We start from the raw sequence: 24,465 nt of genomic DNA on the forward strand, positions 1-24,465 counted from the left end.
ATTTTCTTACGTTAGGTTATCTCAAAACTATGATTTTATAGTAATTGAGAAATGCACTACGGAATGTAGCACAATTGTAATGGATTTAGCAAAGAATATTTACTTTATTATCATTAGTTAACTTCAGTTTTGGATTAAAATTTTTAATTTTAATCCAAAACTGGCTAAAATATTCAGAAAAATGCATTCTTGAAGCGGCTGACGAGAGTGCATTTTAACTTTTTTTATCATTCAAGTTGACCATTTTACAAAAAGAGTAAGACCTATGAATAATAATTTACTTGAATTAATATCAATTACACAAAGTTTTACAAAAGATGATCATAGTACGCAAAAGATACTAGATAATGTTACTCTAAAACTAAAACCTAATGAGATAGTTGCGATACTGGGAAAATCTGGATCTGGGAAATCAACATTACTAAGAATTATCGCAGGTTTTACAAAACCAGTTAAAGGTAAAGTAATACTAAATAAAAAACCTGCTTTTCGTGATCGTTGTGATATTAGTATGATTTTCCAAACATTTGCACTTTTTCCATGGTTGACTGTTTTTGAGAATGTTGAGCTAGGTTTAAAAAGTTTCAATATTTCTGAGTATGAACGTCGCAAACGTGCATTAGAGGCCATAGATATGATAGGACTTGATGGTTTTGAGTCAGCATATCCAAAAGAATTATCAGGTGGCATGAAGCAACGAGTAGGTTTTGCTAGAGCATTAGTTCTCAGACCAGAAATTTTACTTATGGATGAAGCTTTTTCCGCTCTTGATGTTCTAACTGCTAATACCTTAAAGAATGACTTTCTTGATCTGTGGAGTAGTGGAAAAACTCAAATGCAGTCGGTAGTATTGGTAACTCATTCGATTGAAGAAGCAGTAACTATGGCTGACAAAGTGTTAATACTTTCATCTAATCCTGGGCGTATTGTATCAGAATTAGCAATTACCCTCCCTCGTTTACGTGATGTTCAAAGTATGGAATTTCGTACTATGGTAGATAAAATTTATGCTCTCATGGTATCAGCCTATGAAAAACCACCTTTGCCTGTTAGTAATAAACAGAAAGCTATTGTTGGCAACATCAATCAAAAAATTCATTTGTCGGTAAATGAACTGATCGGTAGCATTGAGGCACTTTCTGCATCGCCATACAAAGGTTCTGCAAATTTATCAGAATTATCTAAGATTTTTCATATTAACAATATGGGGGAAATTTTACATATTGTTGGAGCTTTGAAAATATTAAATTTTGCTAATGTTACTTCTGAGAGTATAAAATTAAATAAACATGGCAAGCTTTTTTTCACAAGTAGTTTAGAAGATAGAAAAAAAATGCTTGCTCAGCATTTACTTGACAATATTCCCCTTGCATCCTACATTTGTGAAATTTTACATCAACGTTTAGATCATAAAGCACCTCTTTCGCGTTTTAAGACACAGCTTGAGGATACATTATCTAGTGAAGATGCCACTATAACTTTAAAGTCTATAATAGGTTTAGGAAGATATGCAGAAATCTTCTCCTATGATGATAATAAAAAGGTTTTTAGCTTAGATAATCCAACAGCTTGAAAGTCGAATTGTATATATCGTATAAGGTGATGTTATTGTATTACAATAGATATCTTCGGCAAACTCTACTTCTGTCGGTAATTTCATAGTACCCTACATTTTTTATGTAACCACTATTAAGAAGGGTTCTGACCGTCATTACGAGGAGGCGATGAAATCGCCGACGTGGCAATCTAGGATACGCGAAGCGTTACTCTAAAAAAACAGCTTCGCTGTTTACCTAGATCGCCCCGGCATCTAAAGAGCCTTGCTATGACGATTATAGAAAAATGTAGGGTACTATGCGGTAATTTGTACGTGATACCGGCTACTGTTGTTCCTCACGTACATCATCGTTCACTGCGGGTCGAGATTCCGTGGCTTCTTTAAATTCCTCAGCATAAGCGAGTTTGCCAAAAAGATATAATATTTATGGTGCCGATAGAGGGAATTGAACCCCCGACCTACGCGTTACGAATGCGTCGCTCTGCCAGCTGAGCTATACCGGCAATAGGTTAGCCCTAGGTTCTTATAATACCATTTCCGAAAACTAATCATCATATCGTCGTACTTCATGATCTCCGCTCCTCACATACTAGTTGTACGCAAAGGTAGCCGCCACTCGTACTCCGAGTAGCAATTTAGTTTTGGGAAATGGTATAATAACCTGAATTCGATATAACAAGTTACATCGAATTCAGTATTATATATAGAAACAATCAGGTTTGAAGCGGCTGCCCACCTGATTGTTAAAATGCACTCGCGTCAGCCGCTTCAAGAGTGCATTTTTCCTTATAATAAAGCAAGTATCGATATAAGAATTATTAATTCTTATATCAAGGTTATAATATGTTTTTAAGATATAAGAACCTAGTCAATTTAACATTCTTGACCACTCAGGATCAGAAGCATCTTGAGGGGTGAGAATCTCTCTTTCATTATAACCAGTCAAATCAATGGAATATATACGATTTTTACCTGCTGTTTTGTTTCTAGGAGGCCAGCCTTTAGCAAACATAATTATCCTACCATTGGGTGACCAGCATGGACTTTCAACTAGATATCCACTAGTTATAATTCTTTCAGTATTCTCACCATAGGCAAAGGCTTTCATGACCCCAATTGTAAAACCTTCACCTTGAGATATTTTTGTAAACGCTATGTAATCTCCTCTAGGCGACCAACTTGGTGCAGCATAAACTCCTCCACCAAAACTTATACGTTCAATATTTGAACCATCAGAATTCATAATATATAATTGTCTTGTTCCACTTCGATCAGAATTAAAAACTATTTTACTGCCATCAGGTGAATAGCTAGGAGAGGTATTAATACCAACACCATGGGTCAACTGCTTAGTCGCCATATTATTCAGATCAATTTCAAAAATATGCGTAGCTCCCTTTCTTGCTATCGACATTATAGCTTTGTTTCCTTGGGGTGAGAATCTTGGAGCAAAGGACATACCAGGAAAATTACCAACCAATCTTTCCTTACCTGTTTTAAGATCACGAACATAAACATGTGGTTTCTGCTTGTGAATATAGGATAGATACATGATTTTATCTGCTTGTGGTGAAAATCTTGGAGTAAGAACCAAATTTTTCCCATCTGACAGATATTTATGATTAGCACCATCATGATCCATCATAGCTATTTTCTTTACTCGTTTTAGATAAGGTCCACTCTCTGACACATATACTATTTTTGTATCAAAATAACCTAAATCTCCAGTAATTTTCTCATAAATTTTATCAGCTATTTTATGTGCTACTCTACGCCATAAATGTGTTGGTATTTCAAAAACCTCACCTATAAGATCTTTTTCTAAGCTTGCATCCCATAATATAAAACTAACCTTTAGCTTACCAGAAGAGAGCTTTACAACTTCACCATTAATCAGAAGATTAGCATTAATGTGTCGCCAAGCAGCAAAAAGAGGCTTATGTTTTATCCCCACAATTTGTTCTATAAAAGAAGCAGTAGAAATTGGGTGGAACATGCCGGAAATCTTTAGATCATTAGATATTACACTAATTATATCAGCACCAATTACACTATTCGCACTATCATCTGCATCAAATTTATTAATGGCTATCGGTATTGGATCAACATGTCCTCGCTCTATAACTATAGTTTCTATGGCATAACTATTGAAGTTAGCAACTAACAACAGTATAACACAAAAATACCTGACCACTAATACCACCTAGATCTTTTTTTAACAATATTTAATATCAATTTGTATTTAGGTTGTTTTTGGCGACAGGACCTAAATACAAATTGATGTTAATATATAATAAAAGTTTGGTGGGCGATAGTGGGTTCGAACCACCGACCTTTACGATGTCAACGTAATGCTCTAACCAACTGAGCTAACCGCCCTTGCTTTTCTGATTTAATTTTATACTTAAAACAACAAAGTATACTCTTCTGCTTTAAAGAATTGCTTTTTCAAATACTTGCAGAGTCTATCGCGTACTCACGTAGCAAATGTACGCCTAGTCCGGTTACCCCTTGTTTGTTGTCCCAATTCTTCAAATCATTTGAAATATATATTAAGTTTTCATAGTAACATGTCTAATCTATAATAGCTTCAATTTCAAGTTTTATTTGCATTATTTTAAATATTCAGCTAGAATTCGGCATAAAATTATTAAGTAAATGACCTTAAAATCTCAAGCTTTTAATATTAGCAATAATTTTGTAGTGGCACTGGATGGTCCAGCAGCATCGGGTAAGAGTACAATTGGTCAAATGTTAGCACAAAAACTTAAGCTTACTTACTTTCAATCAAGTATTGTATATAGAAGCCTTGCTATTTCTTGTATAAACCAAAAAATTGATCTTACTGACATAAATGGAATAATTGAATTATCCAAATCTACGGAATATGTACAAAATTCAGAACTTGATAGTGAGATTGTAGGTAATGTAGCATCAAAAATTGCTATTATACCGGAAGTAAGAAATAACCTAGGAAAATATCTAGGAAAATTAATAAAAACAACTCCTAGAATTATAATGGAAGGTAGAGATATTGGAACAGTAGTGGCTCCAAATGCTGACTTAAAGATTTTTATCAGAGCAGATATTATTATTAGAGCAAAGAGAAGATATAAAGAGTTGCAAGAAAAAGGAGGAGAATATATATTTGAGACAGTTTTGGAACAACTAAAAATAAGAGACAAACGCGATATAGAGCGTGATATTGCTCCAACTCTTCCCTCACAAGGAGCTTTAGAAATTGATACTTCTTATCTATCACCAAAAGAAGTGATTGATAAGATCATGGAGTTTATCTCAGTTAGGTAACATCAACATATTTTATGTGCCATAGGTTGTTTTATCTACATTTTATTAACCCTTCATAGTTAATTTAGTTGAATTTGATTACTTAAGGCGAAGAACCACTTGCTTATGTAAATTCAAGTCAATTAACTATAATTTTTATACTAGACGGCACAACTAGTATTAGAGAATAATATGCAAAAATTTAAGAAAAAATTTGTTTCTCAGCTTGCTGAAATTAGTATTCAATCTCACGAAGATTTTGCACAAATGCTTGAATCCGTAAGTACTAGTCACGTAAAAGAAGGTACTGTTGTCAAAGGTCAAGTAGTAGGGATTGCTAAAGGCATTATCATAGTTGATGTTGGATTAAAGAATGAAGGCAGAGTTCCTATAGAAGAATTTGCTCTAGTTAGTAATCAACCTTTACCAGAAGTTGGCGAGATAGTTGATGTATATATTGAGAAAATTGAAGGACGTAACGGTAGAACTATATTAAGTCGTGAAAAGGCCATTAGAGAAGAATCATGGGGACATTTAGAAATTGCATGTGCCAATAAACAGTTTGTTGATGGTGTAATATTCGGACGTGTTAAAGGTGGATTTACTGTTGACGTATCAGGGGTTGTTGCCTTCTTACCTGGAAGTCAGGTAGATGTTAGACCAATAAAAGATATTGCTTCGTTAATGGGTATCAAGCAGCCATTCCAAATTTTAAAGATGGATAAGAAACTTGGTAATATCGTAGTTTCTAGAAGAGCTATACTTGAGGAATCAAGATCTGAGGCTAGAGACGAAATGTTATCGAAAATTAAGGAAGGAATAATATTAGATGGTACAGTAAAAAATATCACTGATTACGGTGCGTTTATTGCTTTAGGTAATTCAGGTAATGTAGACGGTCTATTGCACGTTACTGATATTTCATGGAGTAGAATAAATCACCCTTCTGAAGTTTTATCTCTAGATCAAAAGGTTAGGGTTATAGTTATAAAATTTAATGAAGAAACTAAGAGAATTTCACTTGGTATGAAGCAACTTGATCATAATCCATGGCAAAGTATAAAAGAAGAATTCCCAGTTGGCAAAATAATGACTGGCAAAGTAACAAATATTGCTGATTATGGGGTATTTATTGAATTAAAAGATGGTATTGAAGGGCTCGTTCATTCAAGTGAAATTAGTTGGGTAAAATCAAATCAACATCCTAAGAAAATGCTTACTATTGGTCAAGAAGTTCAATTCACAATTCTAGAAGTTGATACCGATAAACATAGAATATCTCTAAGTATTAAACAGTGTCAAGATAACCCAATTATTGGGTTTGCACATAGTCATGCAATAGGTAGTATAATTAAAGCACCAATACGAAATATCACTGACTTTGGTATGTTTGTAGCACTTGATGACAACATTGATGGTATGATTCATGAAACAGATATAAGTTGGGAAGGCAATGGTACTGAGCTGTTAAAAACATATAAAAAGAATGATCAAATAGAGTGTAAAGTCTTATCAATTGATATTGAAAAGGAACGTATAAGCTTAGGTATTAAACAACTAAGCTTTGACCCCCAGCAAGATGAATTTGGCATGTACAAAAAAAATATGGTCGTTACTTGCTCAGTTACTGAAGTTAAAGATGATGGGATAGAAGTTATTTTAGACGACAAAATACCGGGCTTCATCAAAAAAGCTGATCTTTCTAGTGAAAAAGCTGATCAAAAAACTGAAAGATTTGTTCCTAATGACAGAATTGATGCAAAAATCATTACCATTGATAAGGCATCTCGTAAAGTTACTTTGTCAATAAAAGCACTTGAAATAGAAAAGAGGGAAAAAGCTATCAAAGAATATGGTTCTGCTGATAGTGCTGCTAGTCTAGGAGACATACTTGGAACAGCTCTTGACAATAAAGGAGAGAAAAACGGTAAAACTTGATTGATTAGACTTTGGCAAACTCACTTATGCTGAGGAATTTAAAGAAGCCACGGAATATTGACCCCGCAGCGGACGATGATGTATGTGAGGAGCAGAACACCGATAGCACGAATAAGTTACCAACAAAAGTAGAGTTTGTCAAAGATATCTATTATTGTTTTGTAGCAAAATCGAAGCCTTTACTTCAATTTTGCTACTCAATTTTTACCTTTTTACCTAAAAACTTGAAAAGTGGTAAACTAATTTTCAAGTTTTTGTTAAGTAATATATAGGATTTCCCCATGGACAGTTTGATAATTAAAGGCGGTATCCCTCTTGAAGGTAGTATTAGCATTAGTGGTGCTAAAAATTCGGCCCTACCAATTATGACTGCAGCATTACTTACAGATAAGCTTAGTATTAACAATGTTCCAAAGCTTACTGATATTCTCACAATGAAAAAATTACTTGAGAATTTAGGTAGCGTTGTTACTGTAACTGATCATCAAGATCAATTGAGCATGGATATCGACAGCAGCAATATTAATAATTTTACTGCACCATATGATATAGTACGTAAAATGCGTGCTTCTATTTGGGTTCTAGGGCCTCTACTCTCTAGATTTTCTAAAGCTAAGGTTTCCTTACCTGGAGGATGTGCTATAGGTGCTCGACAAGTGGATCTACATGTAGCAGTTCTACAAGCTATGGGGGCAAATATTGACGTCGATCATGGTTATATTAATGCTACAATTAAAGGTAGATTAAAAGCTGTACATTTTGTTTTTAATAAAATATCTGTTGGAGCAACAATTAACGCCATAATGGCTGCTACTTTGGCTGAAGGAGAAACAATATTATTTAACTGTGCTAGAGAACCAGAAATCATTGATCTGTGCCATTGTCTTAGCAAAATGGGTGCAGAAATAGATGGAATTGCTACAAACGAAATAAGAATAATTGGTAGATCTCATTTAAAAAATGTCAATTATTCAATTATGCCGGATCGTATTGAAGCCGGTACTTACATGATTGCTGCTGCTATTACTAAAGGCAATTTAAACATTTATGGAATCAGCAATAATATCGTTGAAAATATAGTATTAAAGCTTATTGAAGCTGGTATAGAAATTTTACCTATTGATAATGGTTTAAGAGTCTCTTATGTAGGTAAATTAAATCCTGTGGACATCCATACAAACCCATATCCAGGTTTTGCAACAGACTTACAAGCTCAGTTTATGAGCCTTATGACTCTTTGCAAAGGTTCTTCTATAATTACAGAAAATATTTTTGAGAATCGCTTTATGCATGTTCCTGAATTATGCAGAATGGGTGCAAATATAACAGTTAACGGAAAGAGTGCTATAATACGGGGTATACCTTTTTTGACAGGAGCGGAAGTAATGGCAAGCGACCTCAGAGCATCAGTATCCCTAGTATTAGCTGGACTTGCCGCCAACGATACAACAAGAATACACCGAATCTACCACTTAGATCGTGGATACCAAACATTGGAGAAAAAACTAACCAGTTGCGGGGCAAATATAGTACGAATTACTGGAGGTAATGTTTAAATAAATTTATTCTACTTAGGTAGAACTTCAAGAATTAAGATTCCCGTGACCTAAAGATTGAAGCTGCCCCATTACTCATGTACGTTACGCTGCTCGACTTTGCTACTGCCTAGCTCTTCCTGAAGTTATATACTCTTCTGCTCTGAAGAATTGTTTATCATGGATTCGCATGCGTGACTATACTATATGCACGTTCCGCTTGCTCACCATTCATTTTCAAATCCAATTCTTCAAATCATTTAAGTATACTATCGTCTATCAATTCTTGAAATCATAGCAGTATATCACCTCGGGAAAATGAATTTTCAATTTACGCAGCGAGCTTATCTCTCAATACTTCAATTAATTTATTAATTGCTTCGTCAGGATTTATATTCTCAAGAATTGCAAGCTCCCCAGCTAGCCTATTTAAGGCTGATTCATAAATAGTCCTTTCACTATAAGATCGGTCACTATCAACATTCTTATAGAGATCTCGTACCACTTCTGCTACAGATACTACATTACCAGAATTTATTTTACCCTCATATTCTTGTGCTCTTCTACTCCACATCCTATTACCTTGCTTAGCTTTACCCTGAAGCGTTGAATATATTACAGCTAAATCAGTTTTACTAACAAGTTTTCTAAGACCCGAAATAGCAGCTCTGTTTACCGGTACTTTCAAAGTCATTTTGTCTTGAGGGAATGATATTACATAAACCTTAATATCAGTACCAGCTATGATTTGGTGTTCTACATTTACTATCTCTCCAACTCCATGAGATGGATATACAATTCTTTCTCCTACTTTAAATTCAGACGATGTTGACATGCTTACTCCTTTCCATTATAAAAACTTAGACCATGGTCAATTGATTTGAATTTGTGTCAGTGAGTTGCAAATAATTAAATCATAACTATAGATATTTTGCAAATCACAATACTAAAGATAACACTCCCTAAATATACTTGAATGTGACTCCAAATTAGATTTGAAAATGAGGAGAGAACACACTAGACGTACATACGGTACGGGAGTCCTTGATATTTTCAAATAACAATTCTTCGAAACAGAATTAGTATATAATACAGACTAATTTTACTCTGTGGTAGTATAGCATATTTTAGAAGGATAACAAAGTATAAGTTATAAAAAAATATTACCCTACCTAAAACAAAAGAAAAATAAGTTGCCTTTTGCTCTAATATTGGTTAGTATCTCAGCTCTTTAGGCTAGGTAGCAAAGTGGTAATGCCGTGGACTGCAAATCCTCAATGCGCCGGTTCGATTCCGGCCCTGGCCTCCATTAAAACAAACTGTACGTAATATGGTAGAGTTTATCGAACAATTCCTAGAAATGATGATAGCGGAGCGTGGTGTAGCTAATAATTCCGTACTTGGCTACAAAGGTGATCTGTTAGATTTCCAGAAATTTTTATCACAGAATAAATTGTTAGAGCTGAATATTAAAGCTGAAAATATTAGAGACTGGATAGAATATTTGGCAGGAAATGGCTTGCAGGCAAGATCAATCAACCGGAAGATATCCACTATAAAAAACTATTATGAATTTTTAATTAGCGAAAAGCATACCAATTATAATCCTGTTTTGATGGTAGATTTACCAAGATATCAAGCTAAACTTCCTTCTACATTATCAATTGATAAAATCAAAGATTTACTTTTCTATTGCAATCAAGACAAAAACCCTGATTCCATACGCCTAAAAGCAATGATTCATTTATTATATGCAAGTGGGTTACGTGTTTCTGAGCTTGTCAGTATAAGGTTAACTGATATTTTAGTAAATCAAATGTCCCAAAATATTAGAAAAATATTTTCAATAATCGGTAAAGGTAATAAAGAAAGAATGGTGATAATCAATGAACAGGCTACCATGAGTTTGTCTGATTATTTAACTATTCGTAGTAAATTTATAAGCAAAAAACACCCTAAAAGTCAAATTTATTTATTTTGCTCTTCTTCAACTAATGGTCATATGACTAGGCAGAATTTCGCAATTCTGTTAAAACAAGCATCTATTAAGGCTGGGCTAGACCCAAGTAATATCTCCCCACATACTTTACGTCACAGTTTTGCAAGCCATTTGTTAGAAGGCGGTGCAGATCTTAGGGTAATTCAAGAACTACTTGGACATGCTGATATTAGTACTACCCAAATTTATACACATATACAAACAAAGCATCTAAAACAGGCTTTAGATCATCATCCGCTTAAATTATCTACACTCAAATGATGTAAAGAATTAGAGCGTAAAACAAGGGGTGAATGAGCATTTTCTAAAATAGCAATTTATAGTTTAATCCTCCTTTTTTTCTGAATTCTTTGTAATATCACTATTATCTTCTATATCAGAATCTACTTTAGGGTCTGTATCAGGTATGTCGTCAGGGTTTGCATCATATGGAGCTTGATATTTGGCAACACATATATCCAACACATTAAATAAGGGTGTATTATATAATGTTCCTTTGTCATTATGCCCAAATCTTGTAATGTCTTCACCCCAACCCTTACTATCCACTTGAGCTCCGTACTTAAGTAATATTTCTACTGCCTGATATTTAGCGTTCAATGCGGCTTCATGTAAAGCTGTCCTTTTTTCATAACCTAGCACATCTACCGTGGCACTAGACTTAATTAATAACTCTATTGTAAACCCTTCTTTTGCCGCTATATATAATGGAGTTCTGCCATTTATATCTTTGGCATTAATATTAAAGTTAGGCGACTTTAACATTCTGCGTACTAACTCAATATTTCCCATCTTAACTATATCATATTTTTCCTACCCACTAAGCATATTTATAAAAAAATTTATACAACATAGGTTAGAAAATATGCATCTTTTTAAAAATAAAAAGCAATAAATGCTTTAAATAGTCAGAATTTTAGTTTATAATAACTTTATAATTAAAATATCATGGTTTATTATGGAAGATGTTAATAACTATTGGGATAATTCAAAATACCAGTATTGTGCATATGCTGAGAGGTTGCTTAATGAATTAATTTTGCTAAATACAAAAGTAAAGCAACCAATAGACATGTATGAAGTCAAAAAAGGCATCTACTATGCTAAAAAATATCATGGTAGTCAAATTAGGCAGTCTGGTGAGCCTTATTACTCGCATCCCATTGAAGTGGCTTATATGCTTGCCCAGTACACAGCACTAGAACTTCCACAATATTTCAGAACAGACATGATTGTGACTGCATTACTACACGATACCATTGAGGATACACACCTGACCGAAAAGATGATTGCTTACATCTTTGGCAGTCAAGTGGCTAGTCAAGTAGAAGACCTGACCAGGGTCAAGCCTCATGGCAAGATTAGCTCGGCAGAAACACTAGATTTATTAATTCAGCAAAAAAAACATGATGTAGCACTGATTAAACTTTTTGATCGGATTCACAATTTAGAAACTGTTGGTGTAAAATCTCCAGAAAAGATTAAGAAGATTGTAGAGGAAACTTTTAAAAGTTTTATAACTGTCAGCATGTATTATAAAACAACACAACTAGAAAATATACTAACTGCTTTATGTTACAAACATTTATCAATTACTGCATGCCCCTTAGATTCTACAACAATTAGCCGACATAAATACCAGCTTCCTTCTCTAACTTTTGAAAATGACACAAACCAAAAGCAAATCCGAGATTTATTGGAATCATAATAATTAATAATCCCCACTGACCAAAATATTTTGTTAAAAAGATAATACCAAAAGAGGTAATAACAGTCATAAAAGCACGTGCTACAGCCATAATAACACTGCTGTAAGTGTAACGTTTAAAAACTGGAAAATGTCTAAAAAATATTGAATGAGCTGGTACACTATCAAGAGGAATCAGTACAAGGACAGCTTGAAATAAAAATAAGTAAAATGGCTCAGTTATATTGTTCAAAATATAAGGGGAAAACAGCATTAAAATAGAAGATATTGCTAATTTTATTTTTAGAATTTTCAGTGGATATATCCTATAACTTAAATAACTTATGAATAACACACCAGCCAACTGTATAATTGAAACAATAAAATTTTGGTGTATTACTTGTTCTGCACTATAGCCAAAAGAACTTTTTAGAAGATTGCTTGAATGTATATAAGCAAAATAAAAAGATATCGGCCAAGCACACTTTATTATAAATAAATATAACACTGATTTTTTATTAACTATTTCATTAACAATGGGATTATTATGTAATTCTTTTATATCAATATTAGCTTTCTCATATTTCCTTTTTAGTCGAAGTTTCGCATTGACAAACTCAGGTGTTTCCCTAAGAGCGGTTCTAGCAACCCCACCAACCAAAGCAATTACTGCTCCTATCCAAAAAGCAATACGCCAATTCAATCCATAAGATGTAACAAGCGAAGCCATGGCTAAAGCACCTGTTCCACCAATAACAGAAGCAATGTCAATAAAAGTTACTACTGGATATTGTATGGGAGGTTTTATAGTTTCTGTTAAATAAAGTTCTGCTCCTACTACTTCGCCTACTGATGACATGCCCTGTAATATACGGCATACGGTAATTAATATAGAAGCGGCAATGCCAATTTGGGCATAAGTTGGAACATTGGCCATTATTACACATGAAATTGCCATCATAATAGTGGTAATAATAACTGTTGCTTTACGTCCTACTCTATCCCCGATATAACCAAAAATTAATGCTCCAATTGGACGGAAAATAAAAGTAGAACAAAAGGCAAAAGCTGTCAGTATAGATGCAGCAAAAGCTTCATATTTAGGAAAAAATAACTCATTTAGTAATACGGCTAAATGCACATAAAGCATCAGATTAAAATACTCCAAAAATGTACCGATTGAAAGTAATCCAACTGCTTCTTTTTGTTCTTTAGTGAGGCTTCTTTGTTCTTGCTGATATCCTATCATTTATTCACCTTAATATATTTATTAATATTAATAGATATTGATGATTTGGTTGAACGATAGCAAGAAAATTATAATATCGAAAATTGAAATAATAAATCTTGGTTGTAACAATATCACAATTCTATAAACATAATTAGAAGGGGGAAAAGAGATATTTGGTAAAAATATAGGCTTAGATCAAAGGATGTTAAATATCAGAACTAATATAGTTATGCGAGTAGAATATTGGACATTGTTTATATATGAAAAAATAATTAATTTTTTTATTAAAAATTAATTTGACTATTATTTTAGAATTGATTCTAATTAAAATATGGTAACATAAATCAACCTAATAGCATGGTAAAATATAAAATGGTTGATAATTTTGATTATGGGGATAAAGGTAACGGGAAGGAAGAAGACAAGGTAAGTCTTGATCTGTTTAAGAGTGCAGTTTAGGAATATTTAAGAAGGATGCTACACGAGTCTATACCGATGTTTTTTCAGAAGCAAGGCAATGGGTTAATGCTATTAAGACAATCACCACAAAATATCCTAACAAGAATGCAGAAATTTCTGTGTCTGCTGCAGTTTGGGCTGATAAACAATTAGAATCGCATTGTTAACAATTTATTTAACGAATGTTTAGGTCCTGCTATGCCAATTATTTATAAACATTTTCCTGTATTTAAAGGTTTCACCTGTGCTAGCATTATATTCGCTATATCACGTGCTTTCGTATCCGTTATTACTGCTTTTGGCTTCACTTATCTTGTTAACCATTTTGGCTATTGGGGATTATGGGTTATTATGATCCCTACAATTGTGGGGTTCGCATACGGGCTATTACATTTTGAAAAGTTGGAGAAAGTGGCGAATTATCCATAGAATTTTGATGATTATGTTGGTCAAGCTGCTGTATGGATAAATTTTTATAACATAATGCAGTTAAGTCTTGTGTTATTGTTGGTATTTTTAAATACATAGCAATGATTATAAAATTTTTTACGGTTTCTTCAATAATCTTCCTAGCTTTTTCAGGTGATTTAACTCCTAGATTTTGTAAGTTGTGAACTCGGTCAAATAATTTAATCAATGCCACATCATATTTTTCTTGTTGAAGTAATATATCTAATGTTTCTGCCGAGCTAATCTTCCCGTGAGACTTGTTCCTGCTTAAGTCTTCTACTTGACTAGCAACCTGCTCCCCAAAGATATAGGCAATCATCTTTTTGGTAAGTTTTGTATCCTCAATGGTGTCATGCAATATGCTGGTAACAAGAATGTCAGTGCGGTAAAGATAATCAGAGATCATATACGCCACCTCTAGTGGATGAGAGTAATAAGGCTCGCCTGACTGCCTCATTTGACTGCCATGATATTTCTTGGCGTAATAAATAGCCTTTTTAACCTCATCAATATCTATTGACCGGTTTATTTTCTCATTCATCTTACGTAATTTGTCCAGTAACCTAGTAGCATATTGACAAGGTGCATACTTTGAGTTGTCCCAATAATTAATATCTTCTTCCATAAAAACCATAAATATTTTTTATATTCAATTTATAGATTAAACTAAAATATAAATTATTACCAAGGATTTTTTATCTATTTTTAAAAAAGATGAATGTTTTTGCATTTTGTTGTTGTATAAATAGACAGTTACTCCCTTTATGTTCACTTATCCTATATTGTGTAAATGAGAAATCTAGTAAATTTATCGTGTCCCATCTCGCTACATAACAAATCAGATAAACCAGTAGCTGTTGCATAGCTATTTTGACAAATTAAATAGTCTGTATAAATATCTAGTGTTTTGTGCATTCTAATCAATCTTTACTTATAGAATTATTATATCCAAACTTGCATTTTTATCCACCTTTTCTTCTCACTACGTAAAGTGAGTTATTCACCTAAAATTATTCCCCCTACCATAACTTCATTAAAAATTTCATTCCAACGTATTTTATGCTCGTATTTAATAGCTCTATCAACCTCTACTAACGAAACATATTTGTCTACAAAATTTGATGTATCTTGTAATAAGCGTAAATAGTATTTTATTGTGTCAATAATACCATTCACGATAACCTGACAGCCATGTAAGATTTTAATTTTTTGAATTATGTCATTAATAGCATCAAATTCTGATGCGGTTAACTTTAAATTTGATAAAATGTAATATCTTTGAATTTTAGTAATCCGAAATTTGTCAAATGCAATTTGCACGGTCTCTTTAGTGATTAGCCTATTCCACTTAACCTCTATAACTTCAAGAACTTGATTGTTTTTATCAAATACTTCAATATCCCCTACAGCACCACTTCGTAGATCAGATGATGTATGACTTTCAAGTTGAGCCAATTTACATGAATTAAATCTTTTAATCTCATCAATAAAACATTTATATATTGCATAAATTGCTAATACTGGCAACCTACTTGCTCCAAAACCATCTTTGTATTTATACGAAAAATGCTTTTCAAGAATATAAATTGCATTAGCAATCGTTATCTCCGTTGGACGAACTAGATTAATCAGCTTCTTTTCCCTTTGAATTAAAAGTTGCTTAAAAATATACTTAAGAGTTACCTCTGCTGAATATTTATTAACTTCTAATTCATTAAGAATTAATAAAAAGGCTTCGGCTACTTCTTTTGGTGATATTCTTCCCTTGTAGTCTAATATATATGGATAAGGTTGCTCAAGAGAACGAGTTAGCCAACCACTTTCAGACATTGATGGAAATTCATATTTTCTTAAAAATGGAGTAACATATTTTGTATCAAAGCTTCTACCAGAATATCCATTTTGCATACTTGATTGATGGTATCTAACATCCTGAGAAGGATGAAAATACTTGTATACCACACTTGTAATTAGAACTGTTAGCACCCCCTTACTACGCTCTGAATTATCTAATATAATATCCAATCTACTTTTAATACTATCTTCTATAAAGAAATCAGACTCAATAGAAACTTTTTCCAAGATAGCAGCTAATTCTTTTCCATATTCCATAATAAACTCAATAAATCACAGTAATTGTTCAACTATCGCTTCTCCTATAATTCTTACCTTTGGAATGCATACAGAATTTCCAACTTGTTTATATAACTCAGATACTGGAGATTTTAGTTTATAGTTCTCAGGAAATCCCATAATTTTAAAACACTCATTTATTGTTAGTTTTCTTACACGTCCATTATCGAGTAATATCCAATAACGCCCCGAAGTTTCTTGCGATGATAACGTTGGGTGCGTACCTTCAATTGAATATATTCTGTTTGGTTGTTTGTGAACTCTAGATAAATGCTCAGTTCCCTCCCTAACTCCTGTAGTTCTTATCTTTTTATTCCTATATCCACAAAATATTAAACCACTTTGTTGCCTAGTTGGATTATCTATAATTTTATATTCATTTGATTCTAGAAATTCAAAATCCCCTTCTTGATCCAAAATATCATGAATTTTTATACTTTTTTGTTTTTGAAGCTTAGAAAAATCAAACTTACCGTTTAAACTTGCAATAATAATTAATCTTTCTCTATTTTGCGGAACTCCAAAATTTTTTGCATTTAGTATATTGTAAGAAATGTTATAGCCTATCTTATTAAGGTTTGATACGATGTGTTGCAATGTCTCACCATTGTTATGATGTAATAAATGCTTCACATTCTCTAGCATTACAACTTTAGGCTTTAAATGACTTACGATATTAAATATTGATTCAATTACACTTGCACGTTCATCTTTTAATCCCATTTTTTTACCTGAAATACTAAAGGGTTGACAAGGAAATCCTGCACATAAAACATCACACTTTGGTATATCATTTGGATCTATTGTTTTGATATCTCCAGCTGGAATTTCTCCAAAATTTTCTTGATACATTTTTTGGCAATGTTCATTTATTTCGCATGAAAAAAGACACTTTCCACCTATTGATTGCAACGCAATCCTAAAACCTCCTATTCCAGCAAATAAATCAATGAAAGAAAATTTGTACATTTGTAAATCAGTTTTTATAAACTTTATATTAAACAACTTAGCCATAACTCAATATATAATTTTTATATTCTATCGTCTATCAACTCTTGAAATCATAGCAGTATATTTATTTTTCCATATTAACCTTATCACTTATCCCCCTCCTCTAATTCCTTATGATATAATTTATAATATTCGGCTTTATTGTCTATAAGCTGCGAATGAGTTCCTTGTTCAAATATCATACCAGATTTCATAACAACTATGTGATCAACGTCCTTAATACTCGATAAACGATGGGTTATAATTAAGGTAGTCTTACCTTTGCGAAGATTTACTAAAGAATTTAAAATTAATCGCTCAGAATTTTGATCTAACGAACTTGTTGCCTCATCCCAAACTAAAATTGCTGCCGGCTTCAAAAATGCTCTGGCTATCGCTAAACGTTGACGCTGCCCACCTGAAAGTGTTGTACCTTGATTGCCAATCATCGTATCATAGCCAAATGGAAGGTGCGAAATAAATTCATCAGCATCAGCATATTTTGCCGCGGTAATAATTTCACTGTGAGTAGCATTTGGATTACCATAAGCAATATTTTCTGCAACGCTAGTGTCAAATAATGTAGTATCTTGCGTTACTAAAGAGATTTGCCGTCTTAAAGAGTCAATTTTTATGTCTTTAATATCGTAATCATCAATTAAAATTTGCCCACTAGTTGGGTTATAAAATCTTACTAATAAATTAGATAATGAAGTTTTGCCGCTACCAGAACGTCCTACAATAGCTGTAGTTTTTCCTTGCATTAATTTTAAATTAATTTTCTTTAAAGCTACTTTATCATTAAATTTTAGCTCGACATTGTGAAAAATTATTTGCGGATTAACTAATTGAACATTTTGAGCATTTACACTATCTTTAATAATAGGCTCAGTATCTAGAACATTAAAAACTCTTTTTGTTGCAGCAATACCCTCTTGTAAATTTACATTTAAAGAAACCAAGCTTTTAAAAGGTCTATAAGCTGTAACAAAAGCTGCGATAAAAGCAAAAAATGCTCCTGGAGTAGTTTTTCCTTCTATGATTAATAATCCACCATACCAAATAAGCCCTCCAACTGTAATACCACTTAATATTTCCATAATTGGTGAGACTAATGCATCCAATTTTGCAGTTTTCTTTAGAAAACGTAAAATATTACTAGAGAGCAATGAAGCTCGATTGCTTTCAATTTTCTCTCCTAAGAAAGACTTAACAATTTTAATTGACTGAAAAGTTTCATCTAACCTAGAAGTATAATTAGCTAATTCCTCTTGCGCTTGTCCTGATATTTTACGAATTTTTCTCCCTAATTTCTGTATTGGATAAATTGCTGCTGGAAATGCTAGAAATACTATACAGGATAACCTAGGTTCTAACTTAAACATCACTATAATAAGGCCTACTACTGTCAAAAAATATTTCGCACATCCTACTAGTAAATTTGACACAGCACCACGCATCATGGCAATATCGTTAGTAAAGCGTGATATTAAACGCCCTGATGATTGAGATTGAATAAAGAGAGTATCGGCAAATAATAGATGTTCATACATTTTAATTTGTAAATCAGTTAGAATTCTCTGACCGATAAATTTAACTAAATAACTTGAATAATATTCAGCTATCCCTTTAATAGTATATGTTATTACTATCATTAACGGCAAAAATAATAACATTTGACGATTGCCTGTTAAAAATATTTGATCAACAGTTGGTCGCACTAAATCAACGATACAAGCGGTACACACAGCCGTAATTACCATACAAAATACCGCCATGCCGATCTGTTTTAGATAAGGTCTTACATGATCAACTATTAACCTTCTTAAAGTATTATAGGCACTATAGTCATAATTTATTAGGTTATGTTTTTTTTGCAAAATTCTCTCCTTAGATCTAGTGGTTTGTTATAACGTTTGTACTATACAGAAAAATTACTGTACTGAACAATATTAGTAATAATAGCATAAAAAATCCTAGCACTAAGTATATTGCATTAAAATATTGCCATAATAACATACAAAAAAATGGTGTTGTCGATGAAAGTATCATACCGCCAAGTGAATGGGATAGACTACACATTCTTGCCCTAATATTAGTTATAAACATAGATTGGACAATAATTTGTAATGGCACTACGTAAAATGGGGCAAGTCCGATAAGCATTACTGGAAAGTAAATTACCGAGATTTTTTTATATAGTAAAAATTGTACAATAATTATCACTAACAAACTTAATGATAATGCGAGGATGATTTGTTTTTTAGGGTAAAATCTATCAGCTAAAAAACCAGACAATACTGACATAATAGCGTAAATGCTTATTAAAGCTATATTGATAATTTGTGATTGATTGCTATCCATAATTAATGCACTTTTTACAGCAAATACTCCCCAAAAATAAATTAGAAAATGGTAAATACCTCCTATGCAACCACTTATTAATATTGCTATGAAAAATCTGCCAAATGAATTTTTTATAATCTTTCCTAAATCAAAAAAGTTATAATCTATAGATTTATGATCCTTTCTAGACTTTAGAAACTCCTCACTTTCACGAAAATAGTGCCTTAGACTTATGATACATAAACCAAAGATTCCACCAATAATAAAATTTATCCGCCATAAATGAGATATTTGTTCAAACTTTGTTGAAAAATGATAAATTGCTGCAGCAAGCAATGCCCCAACCTGAGTACAAAATGACACGATACCATAAGTATAATTTTTGTGCCTCCTACCCACCTTTTCTACAACATAAATTTTTATTGCATCACTTTCCCCTGCAAAACTCATTAAAAATGTCATACGACAAAATATTAAAATTATTGTAGCATACATACCAATTTTATCAAAATTAGGGGTTAATCCTATAAGAATTGTAGAGATAGTAGCCAAAAATACTGAGATTTTAACTGATACAACTCTACCATATTTATCACTGATAAGACCAAAAATGATCGAGCCTATGGGACGAGCTATTACAACTATGCTGAATATAGCAAAAAATAATAATATCTGCCTATCATTTGATCCTAGAGGTAAAAAATTCTTGGACAGAACTGCTGCTGAGAGACCAAAAAGAGCATAATCATAATAACGCACAATTGTTGTAAAAAAAGCAATTAGGAATGCCGGTCTTGTCATACATCTATATCTATTATGTTTTTCATGGTATACTCCTCACTGCCCATATAGTAGCTAAAGTAATCATTGCAATGTAAATTCCTATAGATATAGAAGAACCAGTAAAATGCCAGAGAGCTATACATATTGAGGGAGTAAATCTTCCAAATATTGAAGTACCTATAGCATCACCAATACTAACCAACATATATTTATCTGAACCATGGAATAGACTATTAAGCCAATAATTTAGTGGGCATAAGAAAGTTACCCCTAATGTAATAATCCACAAACGGACAAAATTAATATACCATAAGGAAGCGTCAGACATATATAACCATAATGGTACTATGCTAATAAATAAAATGCTAGTACTGATGATCATTACATTTGTAGGACGATATTTCTTAACCAAAGACCCTATTATTGGAATCATTGCTGCATCCATAATTAATAAGATTGTATTAAACGTCATCATCCTCTCCAAAGATATAGAGGTAATAAGAGGTATAAAACTATTCATCACGACAAAAGGTATCACATATGTCATATAGGAAAAGCCACTAACTATAGACACACGCAGAATATTGCACTTATTATTCAATATCACATTTGATATATAGCTAACAAAGTCATTGCAAGCAAGAGTAAGCCCATGAAGCAATCCATTCCTCATTTTTCTGGATTTTTTCATTGCTACTAAAGTAGCTTCTTGCAATGACGTTTGTGAATTTGGCATAATGTTAGTCAAGTTAGCTATATAGGATTCTTGTTCTATTGCTCTTTGAGATATATTGGAATAACGTCTAAGATAAACCCCTACAATCCCTGTACTCCCTCCTAATATGAAACATAAACGCCAATATTCATGATGATTAGAACTAATCAGAATTGTACTAACAAAAGAGGCAATAATAAGTCCAAACATTGTTGATAACTCGTATAGATAGGATGCTTTCACTCCTTGAGTTTGCGTCTTATTTTCTACAATATACAATTTGGCAATACAATGTTCTCCTTCACCAAAAATTGCTAACATCATTCGAATAATGAGCAGCATCAATGGTGAGAACCAGCCAATCATTTGATAAGTTGGTATAACTCCTATTAACATAGTAGTAACAGCAACGCCTATTAATGAATAGGATAGAGCCAAAGCTGCTCCTCGTTTTTTTACAATTATACTAAAAATTATTGCCCCAATTGGTCTAGTAATTATTGAAGTTGCTAGTACGCTATAAGTTAAGATCAAAGCAACTATAGGATCGTCTTTGGGGAAAAAGATTATTGATAAAATTGGAGCAAGAAAACTATAAATAGCCGTATCAAAATGATCTAGACTATTACCTATTAAAATTGACAAATCTTTCTTTTTCATGAGAAACCCTAAATTTCTTATCAAAAAATTATCTACTAGCTTTACATGGGCTACTATATACTGCTATGATTTCAAGAATTGGTATACTCTCAAATGATTTAAGTATATACGTGGTAAACATACACATAAAAACTAATTAGGCTATATTTAAATTGCAAAAATTATTTGACTATTTAAAAATTACCTCTCAGATTGAACCTAATATTTTATGTTGTGATTCTAGACTAGTTAAATCAACTAGTCTATTCTTCGCCATTAAAGGAGCAAGTTCGGATGGTAATAAGTTTATTGATGATGTAATAAACAAAGGAGTAAAATTCATTATTACCGATGATGCTGAAAGTTTAAAAAACCCTAACATTATCGCTAATGGTGTACATATAACGCTTGTAAGTGATGCACGGGTGGCGCTAAGCCAAGCTGCTAATATTCTCTACCCTTTATTACCACAATATATGGTAGCTGCTACTGGTACTAACGGTAAAACCTCGGTAGTATCCTATTGTAGGCAACTATACGCATTACTAGGAGTACCCAGCTGTTCTATCGGGACCATTGGCGTAGAATGTTCGGGTGGTTTGGATTTAACAAGCATCCAAGAAATTTTAGACGAATCCCCGGCTCTTACTACTCCTGATCCTGTAACTTTCAGGCATATTCTACATAAGCTAGCTGAGAATGGCACAAAATATCTAGCTTTTGAGGCTTCTAGCCATGGTCTAGAACAACAAAGATTATGTGGTATAAAAGTAGATGCTGCCTGCTTTACTAGTTTTAGTCAAGATCATCTTGACTATCATAAGAATATGGAGAATTATCTTTTAGCCAAACTAAAATTATTTACAAATAATTTATCGCAGACAGGAGTTGCTGTACTAAACTCGGAAATAGAACAATTAGATTATATCAAAAGTTATTTACAGGAACGTAATATAAAATTCTTAACCGTTGGTATGAATGGTGATCTGAAAATTATCGACAGGACAATTTGTACTTATAACGGGCAGAAATATAATTTTACTACCGATATAGTTGGTAGTTTTCAAGCAACCAACTCGCTGATTGCCGTTATGATGGTGCATTTGACTGGCTTTCCTTTTGAACAAGTCATATCGAAATTACCACAAATTAAAGCAGTTAAAGGGCGTTTAGAGAGAGTAGCTAATAGCAATATTTTTATAGACTATGCTCACACTCCAGATGCCTTAGAAAAAAGCTTGCTAGAACTAAAAAAAACAAAATTAAATAAGGGGTTATTGAAAGTAATTTTTGGTTGTGGCGGGAATAGAGATAGTGGTAAAAGACCATTAATGGGGCAAGTTGCTGCACAAATTGCCAATGAGGTTATTATCACTGACGATAATCCGAGGAATGAAGACCCAAAATCAATACGGCAGCATATTATACAAGGTATTATAGCTATCACTAATAGATATATAGAAATAAAAAATAGAAAAATTGCAATTATTGAAACAATAAATAATCTACAAGAAGATGATATTTTGCTGATTGCCGGCAAAGGTCACGAAAATTATCAGATAATCGGTAATGAGAAACTACCATTTAGTGATTTCGATATAGCCAAGGAAGCTCTACAAAGCAGAAAAAGTTTGAATTAAAAAATATCAACTAATAATAAAATTATATGCAAATTTTTAGAATATTCTTAGTCTCCTTCTATATAATTCTACCATCCTTATTAACTATACATTCTGTATATGCCACTCCATTTAACCATCCAGAAACATGGAAAAAAGTTGATATCTCAAAATTACTTAAAACATCTACAATACACCATATAGAACCTATGAGAAAGTTTCTCACAGAGACAGGTAAAAAAGCGGAATTCAATGGAGAAGTTTTTTTAGTTACTTTAGATGATCAGGTAAAAGCTGTCTTTAAAAAATTACCTGCAGATGATTTAGGAGATGCACAAGCTGAAGTAGCAGCTTATCAAGCTTCTCTAATTCTAGGTTTCCCTCATATTCCTCCAACAGTAATGCGTAAAATTAATGGAATGACAGGATCATTGCAACTCTACATTGATACTAAAATTGATCCTTTAGTACCTGAAGAGTATGAAAAAGCTCTTCAAGAGGTTTCCATAGAAGATCAAATGAACCTACGAACTTTTTACTTTATTTTTGGGCAGTGGGACTCTGGACCACATAATTTATTAATATTTAAAGATATTAATAAAACATATTTTATTGCCATAGATAATTCAGGAATTCGTAATCGCCAATATGTTAAGCTTGGTGAACTTCCTTTTGTTAGAGTACTGTATAGTGATAAATTAAATACCAATGATTATGATAAACCATTTCCTTTTGACAAAGCAGAGGTGATTGATCTCCCTAATGAAGAAAATCTAAAACAAAGATTTAAAAAACAAATACCTACTACCTTTTACAAAAATTTTCAGTCTTATAACCAACCTTTTCGGTTTGTTATTTATCAAAATAGCCTATGGCGTCAGTATCATGCATTTGATAACAGTTTTATAATATCTTATCCAACACAATGTTATGATGACACTATAAAAGCTATAAAAAAATTAGACTTACCTCTTCTTAGAAAGATTTTTATAACAGCAAAAGGTTCTGATTTTTTAAATAATTCTTACCTTAATGCTATATTAGAACGCCGCGATCAAGTTTTAAGGCATTGCCTTAAAATTAAATAAAAGAAAT

General features: G+C 32.6%; 19 protein-coding genes and 3 tRNA genes. 9 read left to right on the top strand and 13 right to left on the bottom strand.

Going from position 1 to position 24,465, the window contains the following annotated elements; genetic code table 11:
* Window positions 1-265: 265 nt before the first annotated feature.
* On the top strand, window positions 266-1,573 hold the full coding sequence (locus tag AAGD26_RS02420; RefSeq protein WP_341752081.1) for a nitrate/sulfonate/bicarbonate ABC transporter ATP-binding protein: 1,308 nt from the start codon (window positions 266-268) through the stop codon (window positions 1,571-1,573).
* Between the two features lie 412 nt (window positions 1,574-1,985).
* Here AAGD26_RS02420 and AAGD26_RS02425 read toward each other — a convergent pair.
* The 3 genes from AAGD26_RS02425 to AAGD26_RS02435 form a co-directional block, all read right to left on the bottom strand.
* A tRNA-Thr gene (locus AAGD26_RS02425) sits at window positions 1,986-2,061 on the bottom strand.
* Between the two features lie 365 nt (window positions 2,062-2,426).
* Window positions 2,427-3,752 (bottom strand): Tol-Pal system beta propeller repeat protein TolB, encoded by a 1,326-nt coding sequence (tolB, locus tag AAGD26_RS02430; protein WP_375332290.1) that lies wholly within the window; start codon window positions 3,750-3,752, stop codon window positions 2,427-2,429.
* A gap of 108 nt (window positions 3,753-3,860) precedes the next feature.
* Window positions 3,861-3,937 (bottom strand) — tRNA-Val (locus tag AAGD26_RS02435).
* Between the two features lie 279 nt (window positions 3,938-4,216).
* On the opposite strand from AAGD26_RS02435, the gene cmk reads away from it, so the two are divergent.
* The 3 genes from cmk (at window position 4,217) to murA (ending at window position 8,340) form a co-directional block, all read left to right on the top strand.
* Window positions 4,217-4,867, top strand: coding sequence for a (d)CMP kinase (gene cmk, locus AAGD26_RS02440; RefSeq protein ID WP_341752082.1), 651 nt, complete (start codon window positions 4,217-4,219; stop codon window positions 4,865-4,867).
* A 171-nt stretch (window positions 4,868-5,038) separates the two neighbouring features.
* A complete protein-coding gene (locus AAGD26_RS02445; RefSeq protein ID WP_341752083.1) occupies window positions 5,039-6,784 on the top strand; it encodes a 30S ribosomal protein S1 in 1,746 nt (581 codons plus the stop codon).
* A 281-nt stretch (window positions 6,785-7,065) separates the two neighbouring features.
* Window positions 7,066-8,340, top strand: coding sequence for a UDP-N-acetylglucosamine 1-carboxyvinyltransferase (gene murA, locus AAGD26_RS02450; RefSeq protein ID WP_341752084.1), 1,275 nt, complete (start codon window positions 7,066-7,068; stop codon window positions 8,338-8,340).
* 310 nt (window positions 8,341-8,650) lie between these two features.
* Here murA and AAGD26_RS02455 read toward each other — a convergent pair whose 3' ends face one another.
* Window positions 8,651-9,154, bottom strand: coding sequence for a CarD family transcriptional regulator (locus AAGD26_RS02455; RefSeq protein WP_341747377.1), 504 nt, complete (start codon window positions 9,152-9,154; stop codon window positions 8,651-8,653).
* A 399-nt stretch (window positions 9,155-9,553) separates the two neighbouring features.
* Between AAGD26_RS02455 and AAGD26_RS02460 the strand changes: the two genes are divergently transcribed.
* Both AAGD26_RS02460 and AAGD26_RS02465 read left to right on the top strand, forming a co-directional pair.
* Window positions 9,554-9,628, top strand: a tRNA-Cys gene (locus tag AAGD26_RS02460).
* 21 nt (window positions 9,629-9,649) lie between these two features.
* Window positions 9,650-10,579, top strand: coding sequence for a site-specific tyrosine recombinase XerD (locus AAGD26_RS02465; RefSeq protein WP_341752085.1), 930 nt, complete (start codon window positions 9,650-9,652; stop codon window positions 10,577-10,579).
* Between the two features lie 63 nt (window positions 10,580-10,642).
* On the opposite strand, the gene AAGD26_RS02470 is transcribed toward AAGD26_RS02465, so the two are convergent.
* Window positions 10,643-11,110 carry an ankyrin repeat domain-containing protein gene (locus AAGD26_RS02470; RefSeq protein WP_341752086.1) on the bottom strand — a complete coding sequence of 156 codons (468 nt, stop codon included), beginning with the start codon at window positions 11,108-11,110 and terminating at the stop codon, window positions 10,643-10,645.
* Window positions 11,111-11,276: 166 nt separating this feature from the next.
* On the opposite strand from AAGD26_RS02470, the gene AAGD26_RS02475 reads away from it, so the two are divergent.
* Window positions 11,277-12,026 (top strand): HD domain-containing protein, encoded by a 750-nt coding sequence (locus tag AAGD26_RS02475; RefSeq protein ID WP_341752087.1) that lies wholly within the window; start codon window positions 11,277-11,279, stop codon window positions 12,024-12,026.
* On the opposite strand, the gene AAGD26_RS02480 is transcribed toward AAGD26_RS02475, so the two are convergent.
* The 8 genes from AAGD26_RS02480 to AAGD26_RS02515 all read right to left on the bottom strand — a co-directional run bounded on the left by AAGD26_RS02480 (window position 11,941) and on the right by AAGD26_RS02515 (window position 21,772).
* Entirely contained in the window at window positions 11,941-13,254 is a 1,314-nt protein-coding gene (locus tag AAGD26_RS02480) for an MFS transporter (protein WP_341752088.1), read from the bottom strand. The two genes, AAGD26_RS02475 and AAGD26_RS02480, sit on opposite strands and share 86 nt — an antisense overlap.
* 799 nt (window positions 13,255-14,053) lie before the next feature.
* Window positions 14,054-14,779, bottom strand: a complete 726-nt coding sequence (locus AAGD26_RS02485; RefSeq protein WP_410520626.1) for an HD domain-containing protein — start codon at window positions 14,777-14,779, stop codon at window positions 14,054-14,056.
* 143 nt (window positions 14,780-14,922) lie between these two features.
* Complete coding sequence (locus AAGD26_RS02490; RefSeq protein ID WP_341752090.1) at window positions 14,923-15,060, bottom strand: hypothetical protein; 138 nt, start codon at window positions 15,058-15,060, stop codon at window positions 14,923-14,925.
* An 81-nt stretch (window positions 15,061-15,141) separates the two neighbouring features.
* Entirely contained in the window at window positions 15,142-16,257 is a 1,116-nt protein-coding gene (locus AAGD26_RS02495; protein WP_341752091.1) for a hypothetical protein, read from the bottom strand.
* Between the two features lie 15 nt (window positions 16,258-16,272).
* The gene (locus AAGD26_RS02500; protein ID WP_341752092.1) at window positions 16,273-17,292 is read right to left on the bottom strand and encodes a DNA cytosine methyltransferase; all 1,020 of its coding nucleotides are present in this window, start codon (window positions 17,290-17,292) and stop codon (window positions 16,273-16,275) included.
* Between the two features lie 83 nt (window positions 17,293-17,375).
* Window positions 17,376-19,148 (bottom strand): ABC transporter ATP-binding protein, encoded by a 1,773-nt coding sequence (locus AAGD26_RS02505; RefSeq protein ID WP_341752093.1) that lies wholly within the window; start codon window positions 19,146-19,148, stop codon window positions 17,376-17,378.
* A 16-nt stretch (window positions 19,149-19,164) separates the two neighbouring features.
* The gene (locus AAGD26_RS02510) at window positions 19,165-20,415 is read right to left on the bottom strand and encodes an MFS transporter (protein ID WP_341752094.1); all 1,251 of its coding nucleotides are present in this window, start codon (window positions 20,413-20,415) and stop codon (window positions 19,165-19,167) included.
* A 22-nt stretch (window positions 20,416-20,437) separates the two neighbouring features.
* Window positions 20,438-21,772, bottom strand: coding sequence for an MFS transporter (locus AAGD26_RS02515; protein ID WP_341752095.1), 1,335 nt, complete (start codon window positions 21,770-21,772; stop codon window positions 20,438-20,440).
* A gap of 179 nt (window positions 21,773-21,951) precedes the next feature.
* On the opposite strand from AAGD26_RS02515, the gene AAGD26_RS02520 reads away from it, so the two are divergent.
* On the top strand, window positions 21,952-23,391 hold the full coding sequence (locus tag AAGD26_RS02520; protein WP_341752296.1) for a UDP-N-acetylmuramoyl-L-alanyl-D-glutamate--2,6-diaminopimelate ligase: 1,440 nt from the start codon (window positions 21,952-21,954) through the stop codon (window positions 23,389-23,391).
* Window positions 23,392-23,417: 26 nt separating this feature from the next.
* A complete protein-coding gene (locus tag AAGD26_RS02525; protein ID WP_341752096.1) occupies window positions 23,418-24,458 on the top strand; it encodes a hypothetical protein in 1,041 nt (346 codons plus the stop codon).
* Window positions 24,459-24,465: the final 7 nt, after the last annotated feature.

The organism is Candidatus Tisiphia endosymbiont of Piscicola geometra (genome assembly GCF_964026415.1).
Taxonomy (GTDB): Bacteria; Pseudomonadota; Alphaproteobacteria; order Rickettsiales; family Rickettsiaceae; genus Tisiphia.

Bases quoted from the DNA above. Each gene is read 5' to 3' on its own strand.
- AAGD26_RS02420 (WP_341752081.1), top strand. From the start codon at position 266: ATGAATAATAATTTACTTGAATTAATATCAATTACACAAAGTTTTACA.
- cmk (WP_341752082.1), top strand. From the start codon at position 4,217: ATGACCTTAAAATCTCAAGCTTTTAATATTAGCAATAATTTTGTAGTG.
- AAGD26_RS02445 (WP_341752083.1), top strand. From the start codon at position 5,039: ATGCAAAAATTTAAGAAAAAATTTGTTTCTCAGCTTGCTGAAATTAGT.
- murA (WP_341752084.1), top strand. From the start codon at position 7,066: ATGGACAGTTTGATAATTAAAGGCGGTATCCCTCTTGAAGGTAGTATT.
- AAGD26_RS02455 (WP_341747377.1), bottom strand. From the start codon at position 9,154: ATGTCAACATCGTCTGAATTTAAAGTAGGAGAAAGAATTGTATATCCA.
- AAGD26_RS02465 (WP_341752085.1), top strand. From the start codon at position 9,650: ATGGTAGAGTTTATCGAACAATTCCTAGAAATGATGATAGCGGAGCGT.
- AAGD26_RS02470 (WP_341752086.1), bottom strand. From the start codon at position 11,110: ATGGGAAATATTGAGTTAGTACGCAGAATGTTAAAGTCGCCTAACTTT.
- AAGD26_RS02475 (WP_341752087.1), top strand. From the start codon at position 11,277: ATGGAAGATGTTAATAACTATTGGGATAATTCAAAATACCAGTATTGT.
- AAGD26_RS02480 (WP_341752088.1), bottom strand. From the start codon at position 13,254: ATGATAGGATATCAGCAAGAACAAAGAAGCCTCACTAAAGAACAAAAA.
- AAGD26_RS02485 (WP_410520626.1), bottom strand. From the start codon at position 14,779: ATGGTTTTTATGGAAGAAGATATTAATTATTGGGACAACTCAAAGTAT.
- AAGD26_RS02490 (WP_341752090.1), bottom strand. From the start codon at position 15,060: ATGCACAAAACACTAGATATTTATACAGACTATTTAATTTGTCAAAAT.
- AAGD26_RS02495 (WP_341752091.1), bottom strand. From the start codon at position 16,257: ATGGAATATGGAAAAGAATTAGCTGCTATCTTGGAAAAAGTTTCTATT.
- AAGD26_RS02500 (WP_341752092.1), bottom strand. From the start codon at position 17,292: ATGGCTAAGTTGTTTAATATAAAGTTTATAAAAACTGATTTACAAATG.
- AAGD26_RS02510 (WP_341752094.1), bottom strand. From the start codon at position 20,415: ATGACAAGACCGGCATTCCTAATTGCTTTTTTTACAACAATTGTGCGT.
- AAGD26_RS02515 (WP_341752095.1), bottom strand. From the start codon at position 21,772: ATGAAAAAGAAAGATTTGTCAATTTTAATAGGTAATAGTCTAGATCAT.
- AAGD26_RS02525 (WP_341752096.1), top strand. From the start codon at position 23,418: ATGCAAATTTTTAGAATATTCTTAGTCTCCTTCTATATAATTCTACCA.